The sequence below is a fragment of the Calditrichota bacterium genome (assembly GCA_013152715.1).
In the GTDB taxonomy this organism is placed as follows: domain Bacteria; phylum Zhuqueibacterota; class Zhuqueibacteria; order Thermofontimicrobiales; family Thermofontimicrobiaceae; genus 4484-87.
This window is the reverse complement of record JAADFU010000143.1, coordinates 1-6,314: the sequence shown is the minus strand read 5'-3', so window position 1 is coordinate 6,314 and position 6,314 is coordinate 1. Positions and strand designations below refer to the sequence as shown.

At 45.2% G+C, this 6,314-nt stretch carries 4 protein-coding genes and 1 pseudogene; all 5 read left to right on the top strand.

Going from position 1 to position 6,314, the window contains the following annotated elements; genetic code table 11:
* Positions 1-764, top strand: a 764-nt coding sequence (locus GXO74_11270) for an AAA domain-containing protein (protein ID NOZ62253.1), incomplete at its 5' end; no start/stop codon positions are given.
* 167 nt (positions 765-931) lie between these two features.
* Positions 932-1,255 carry a thioredoxin gene (gene trxA / locus GXO74_11265; protein NOZ62252.1) on the top strand — a complete coding sequence of 108 codons (324 nt, stop codon included), beginning with the start codon at positions 932-934 and terminating at the stop codon, positions 1,253-1,255.
* A 197-nt stretch (positions 1,256-1,452) separates the two neighbouring features.
* Positions 1,453-2,271, top strand: a complete 819-nt coding sequence (locus tag GXO74_11260; protein ID NOZ62251.1) for a glycyl-radical enzyme activating protein — start codon at positions 1,453-1,455, stop codon at positions 2,269-2,271.
* A 3-nt stretch (positions 2,272-2,274) separates the two neighbouring features.
* A pseudogene (locus GXO74_11255) lies at positions 2,275-4,643 on the top strand (glycyl radical protein).
* 108 nt (positions 4,644-4,751) lie between these two features.
* Positions 4,752-6,140, top strand: coding sequence for an aminopeptidase P family protein (locus GXO74_11250; protein ID NOZ62250.1), 1,389 nt, complete (start codon positions 4,752-4,754; stop codon positions 6,138-6,140).
* Positions 6,141-6,314: the final 174 nt, after the last annotated feature.

The window sequence follows — 6,314 nt, the reverse complement described above, 5'->3', positions numbered from 1 at the left end:
CAGAGTTTCTCTTTGACGATGAAAATGCCATCGTACGCATCGACATGTCCGAGTACATGGAGCAATTCAGCGTGTCCAGGCTCATCGGAGCTCCTCCTGGCTATGTTGGATACGAGGAAGGTGGTCAGTTGACAGAAGCAATTAGGCGTCGTCCGTATTCAGTGGTGTTGCTCGATGAAATTGAAAAAGCGCATCCAGAAGTGTTCAATATTTTGCTGCAAGTGTTGGAAGACGGACGTCTGACAGACAGCAAGGGACACGTGGTGAATTTTAAAAATACGATCATCATCATGACCTCGAATCTGGGCGCGGATATGATCATGCAGCGATTTGAAAATATCACAGATCAAAATCGCGAACAGGTGTACGAGTCCACGAGAAAAGATATTCTGGAATTGCTGAAACGAAAACTGCGTCCGGAATTTCTCAACCGAGTGGACGAAGTGCTTGTTTTCAAACCGTTGACACGGGAAAACATCAAAGAAATTGTGGACATTTTGTTCAAGCGATTCGTGCGCAGCGCTCTGCAAAGACAGGGAATGGACGCCACGCTGACCGAGGCGGCGAAAGTTCATCTCGCCGAGGAAGGCTACGATCCGGTTTTTGGCGCCAGACCGCTGAAGCGGATCATGCAGCGCGAGTTGATCAATGTGTTAGCAACGAAAATTCTGGAAGGTGATTTCAAGCAAGGCGATCAATTCGAGATTGATTTTCAGAATGGTGAATTCATCCTGAAAAAAATCGGTGAGAAAAAGGTTGCATGAATTGAAGGTGTGCCCCATCTTTCGGATGGAGTACACCTTGCATTCGCTCAACTTTTTAAAAGTCGCCTAATCTAAAGATAATTCAAAAGTGTACCCCACTTTGCAGGTGGAGCATACTTTTTCTAGAAGAAAAGAAGCAAAATAAAGATAAAGGGAGTTGAAGAAACATGACAAGCCAATTACCAAAGTCATTTTTTGATTTAATTCAGCAATCCGACTTGCCGGTATTAGTTGATTTCTGGGCGCCATGGTGCGGCCCCTGCCGTATGGTCTCGCCGGCTATTGAAAAAATTGCAAAAGAGTTGAAGGGAAAAGTTAAGGTCGTTAAAGTGAATGTTGACGAAAAACCTCACGTAGCGCAACGCTACCAAATTCAAAGCATTCCGACAATTATGATGTTTTTTAAAGGACAAATTTTGTTACGGCTGACTGGCGCCTATCCGTACGAGCAAATTCGGCAGCAGGTGATGAGTAAATTGAATTTTGCGTGATAAAATTTCCGGCGACGAATTACTGTGAAAAAAAGGAGTACCCCACCTTTGAGGTGAAATACTCCTATCGTTTGCTGAAGGTGTGCTCCATCTTTGAGATGAGGTACACCTTTTTTATTGTATATTTATTTTATTGACATTCTTGATTATTTTTTATATTTTGTATTTCCGATTGAATACAAAACCGAGGTAAAATTTTGAAGTTTGTGAAGACAGCAATCAGCGGTATTGTTTTCGATATCAAGAAATTCGCAGTGCACGATGGGCCGGGAATTCGGACAACCGTTTTTTTGAAAGGATGTCCGCTCTCCTGTTGGTGGTGTCACAATCCGGAAAGTCAGAAATTAGCACCGGAGCCTCGACGCAAATTTCAACATAAATCCAACCTGAAAATTTTTCGCAAGAATCAAAATTTCATCGGCGCGCAGGTTACCGTTGCCGAAGTTCTCGAAGAATTGAGAAAAGATCAAATTTTTTTCGAGGAATCCGGCGGCGGCGTGACTTTTTCCGGCGGAGAGCCGTTGATGCAGCCGGATTTTCTAACAGAGCTACTGAAGATGTGCAAAAAGTTTGATTTTCACACTTGTGTAGATACTTCGGGATACGCGCATTATGCCAATTTTAAGAAAATAAACGAGTTTGTTGATCTTTTTTTGTACGATTTGAAATTAATTGACGATGAACAACATCAAAAATACACAGGCGTTTCCAATCAATTGATTCTGGAAAATTTGAAGAAATTGATTTCAGAGGGCAAAAAAATCCATGTTCGCGTGCCGCTCATTCCGGGCATTATTGATACGGAAGAAAATTTGCAGCAAATAATCACATTTTTGCTCACATTGGATGCAGATTTGCCGGTGGATTTACTCCCTTACAATCAAATCGGCGAAAGCAAATACGAGCGGCTCGGACGCGAAAATTTGATGGGACAGAAAAAAATGCAGACATCGCTGCAACTTTTGGAGATAGAAGATACATTCAAACAAGCGGGAATTCAAATTTTGTCGAGGTGAACTATGAACGAAAGAATAGCCCGGCTGCGGGAGCAATCGCTAAATGCGCAGCCCACGATCACAGCGGAAAGAGCGCAACTGCTGACTGATTTTTACAACAGCGGAATCGCAGATCGAGTGTCCATTCCGGTGGCGCGCGCGCTGGCGTTTCGCCATATTCTGGAACACAAAAAAATATGCATTAATGACGGCGAGTTGATCGTCGGAGAGCGGGGTCCTGCGCCAAAAGCCACGCCGACTTACCCTGAGATTTGCACGCATTCCCTCAAAGACCTGGAAATTTTAAATTCGAGAGAAAAAATCAGCTTCAAAGTGGGTGATTCCGTCCGGGAAATTTACCGAAAAGAAATCATTCCTTTCTGGCAGGGACGTTCGATTCGCGACCGAATTTTCGCGCAAGTTGATCCGGAATGGGTTGCGGCGTACGAAGCCGGGGTATTCACCGAATTTATGGAACAACGCGCGCCCGGGCACACCGTGCTGGGCGATAAAATTTACCGCAAAGGGATGTTGGATTTCAAACGGGAAATTGAAGAACAAATTCAAAAATTGGATTTTTTCAATGATCCTGATGCGCTGGACAAACGCGAAGAATTGAAAGCCATGGCCATCGCCGCCGAAGCATTGATAATTTTCGCCAAAAGACATGCAGAAAAAGCGCGCCAGTTGGCAGCAGATGAAACTGATCCCCGGCGTCGCAGCGAACTGGAAAAAAAAAAATTGCCGATGTGTGCGAACATGTGCCGGCTTATGCCCCGCGGAATTTTTGGGAGGCGTTGCAATATTATTGGTTTGTTCACCTCGGCGTGATTACTGAATTGAACACCTGGGATTCTTTCAATCCCGGGCGATTGGATCAACATCTGTTTCCCTTTTACGCGCAGGGGGTGGAAAGCGGGGATTTGACTGAAGAGTGGGCAAGGGAATTGCTGCAAGCATTCTGGATAAAATTCAACAATCAACCGGCGCCGCCAAAAGTGGGCGTGACTGCGCAGGAGAGCAATACTTACACGGATTTCTGTCTGATCAATGTCGGGGGCGTGGACGAAAACGGCAACGATGCGTCCAATGAATTGAGTTATCTGATTCTGGATGTGATCGAAGAAATGCGGCTGCTGCAGCCGAGCTCCATGGTGCAGGTGAGCAAAAAAAATCCCGATCGATTGCTGCGCCGGGCGCTGAAAATTGTCAAAACCGGATTCGGCCAGCCATCCATTTTCAACACCGACGCCATCATTCAGGAATTGTTGCGACAGGGCAAGGATTTAATCGATGCGCGCAAAGGCGGATGCAGCGGGTGCGTGGAGACCGGAGCTTTTGGGAAAGAGAGTTATATCTTGACCGGTTATTTTAATCTGGTTAAGGTGCTGGAAGTGACATTGCACAATGGTATTGATCCGCGAACCGGGAAAAAAATCGGTATCGAGACTGGAAATCCCGAATCATTTGCCTCTTTTGACGATCTCTTCACGGCGTTTCAAAAACAACTTTCCTATTTTATTGATATAAAAATCAAAGGTAACCGCATCATTGAAAAATTGTACGCAGATTATTTGCCAGCGCCGTTTTTGTCGATTTTAATTGACGACTGCATCAAAAACGGTAAAGATTACAACGCCGGTGGCGCGCGCTACAACACGTCGTACATTCAGGGCGTGGGTATGGGATCCATCACGGATTCTCTGTCAGCGATCAAATTTCACATATTTGATCGGAAAGATATTTCCATGCGCGATGTGCTGCGGGCGCTTGAGAAAAATTTTGACGGCTTCGAAGCGCTGCGGGAAAAATTGTCCGAGGACACACCGCGCTACGGGAACGATGACGACGACGCTGATGTTATTTTGAAGAGGGTTTTTGAATCATTTTTCAATTTGGTTGACGGCAGACCCACGGCGCGCGGCGGCGTTTTTCGCATCAACTTGTTGCCTACGACCGTGCACGTCTATTTTGGCAGCGTTGTCGGAGCCACGCCAGACGGGAGAAAAGCTTACACGCCGCTGTCCGAGGGAATTTCCCCTGTGCAGGGCGCCGACCGCAACGGGCCGACAGCAGTCATCAAATCAGCCGCCAAAATCGATCATCTGCGCACCGGCGGTACTTTGCTCAATCAAAAATTCACACCCCAATTTTTGGAGACCGATGAGGGTATTGAAAAGGTGCTTCGCCTGATTCGTTCCTATTTTCGCATGGATGGCCATCACATTCAGTTCAATGTGGTAACAGCCGATACGTTGCGAAAGGCACAAAAAAATCCGGAGCAATATCGGGATTTGATTGTGCGCGTGGCTGGTTACAGCGATTATTTTGTGGATTTGACGCCGGAGTTGCAGGAAGAAATTATCAAGCGCACAGAACATGCAAATGTTTGATATCTTACCACAAAGGCACCAGGACACAAAGTTTCCTTTTTTCTTCGTATCTTCGCGTCTTGGTGGTAGCTAATATATAGGTAAAAAATAATTTTATAGGAGTAAATTATGTTTGCTAAATCGACTTACGTTCAGAGAAGAACTCTTTTGAAAAAGCAAGTGAATTCGGGAATAGCTATCTTTCTAGGAAATAACGAGTCGCCGATGAATTATCCGGCAAATACTTTTCCTTTTCGACAGGACAGTAATTTTCTCTATTTTTTCGGGCTGGATTTACCCAACTTCGCCGCGGTCATTGATTTCGATAACGGTGAAGAAATCATTTTCGGCGATGATTTTGAAGTTGATGATATCATCTGGATGGGACCCCAGAAAAAAGTCGCTGAATTGGCGAAAAGCGTTGGCGTGGAAAAAACACTGCCGTGGGCGGAATTGGACAGCATCGTAAAAAATGCGTTTCAGCAGGGAAGGCGCGTCCATTTTGTGCCCCAGTACCGGCATGACAATTTGCTCAAATTAGCGGAATTAACCGGAATAAATCCGTCACTCATTAATCGTTACTCTTCCGTAGAATTGATCAAAGCCATTGCCGAATTGCGTTTGATTAAGTCGGACGAGGAAGTGGCAGAAATCGAGAAGGCTCTGGAAATTTCTTATGAGATGAATTTGCTGGGAATGAAGATGTCCAAACCGGGAATTTACGAAAAAGAGGTCGCCGGAGCAATTGAAGGAGTCGTATTGGCGCACGGAAGTATGGTTTCGTTTCCGATCATTTTCACGGTGCGCGGCGAAGTATTGCATGGCCATTCGCATGAAAATTTGATGCAGGAAGGCCAGTTGCTGGTTCTGGATTCCGGAGCTGAATCGCCAAACCATTATGCCAGTGACATTACGCGCACTTTTCCAGTGAACGGGAAGTTTTCCCCGCTGCAGAAAGATATTTATGAAGTTGTCCTTACCGCGCAAATGGAATCGATCGAAATGATGAAGCCCGAACTGCCGTTCAAAGAAGTGCATCTCAAAGCGGCGAAAGTCATTGCAGAAGGTATGAAAAATATCGGATTTATGAAAGGAAATGTTGATGATGCGGTCGAGGCTGGTGCCCATGCGTTATTTTTCCCGCACGGATTAGGTCACCCGCTCGGTCTGGATGTTCATGATCTGGAGGGTGTCGGAGAAAATTACGTTGGCTACGATGAAACCGTAGAACGCAGCGATCAATTCGGTCTGGCATATTTGCGTTTTGCCCGAAAATTGAAGCCGGGTATGGTGATGACGGTCGAGCCGGGCATCTATTTTATGCCGGAATTGATGGCGCAGTGGAAAGAGCAGAATAAACATGTTGATTTTATCAATTACGAGAAAGTAGAGGAAACGCTGGGCTTCGGCGGCATTCGGATTGAAGATGATGTTTTAGTCACGAAGTCGGGCTATAAAGTTTTAGGCAAACCAATTCCGAAAACTGTGGAGGATGTTGAGAAGGCGTGTAAAGGGTAGATTTTTATGATGGGTAAACCTTTCAAAGGTTTGGAATCTTTGAAAGGTTTGCCAATCACTCCAAATAATCAGAAAGGAAATTCCAATGTTCCGACGATTTTCTTTTCCAAGCATTTTTTTGATATTGCTATTTTCCACTATTCTCTCCGCTCAAACTTTTCAATCGGGATATCA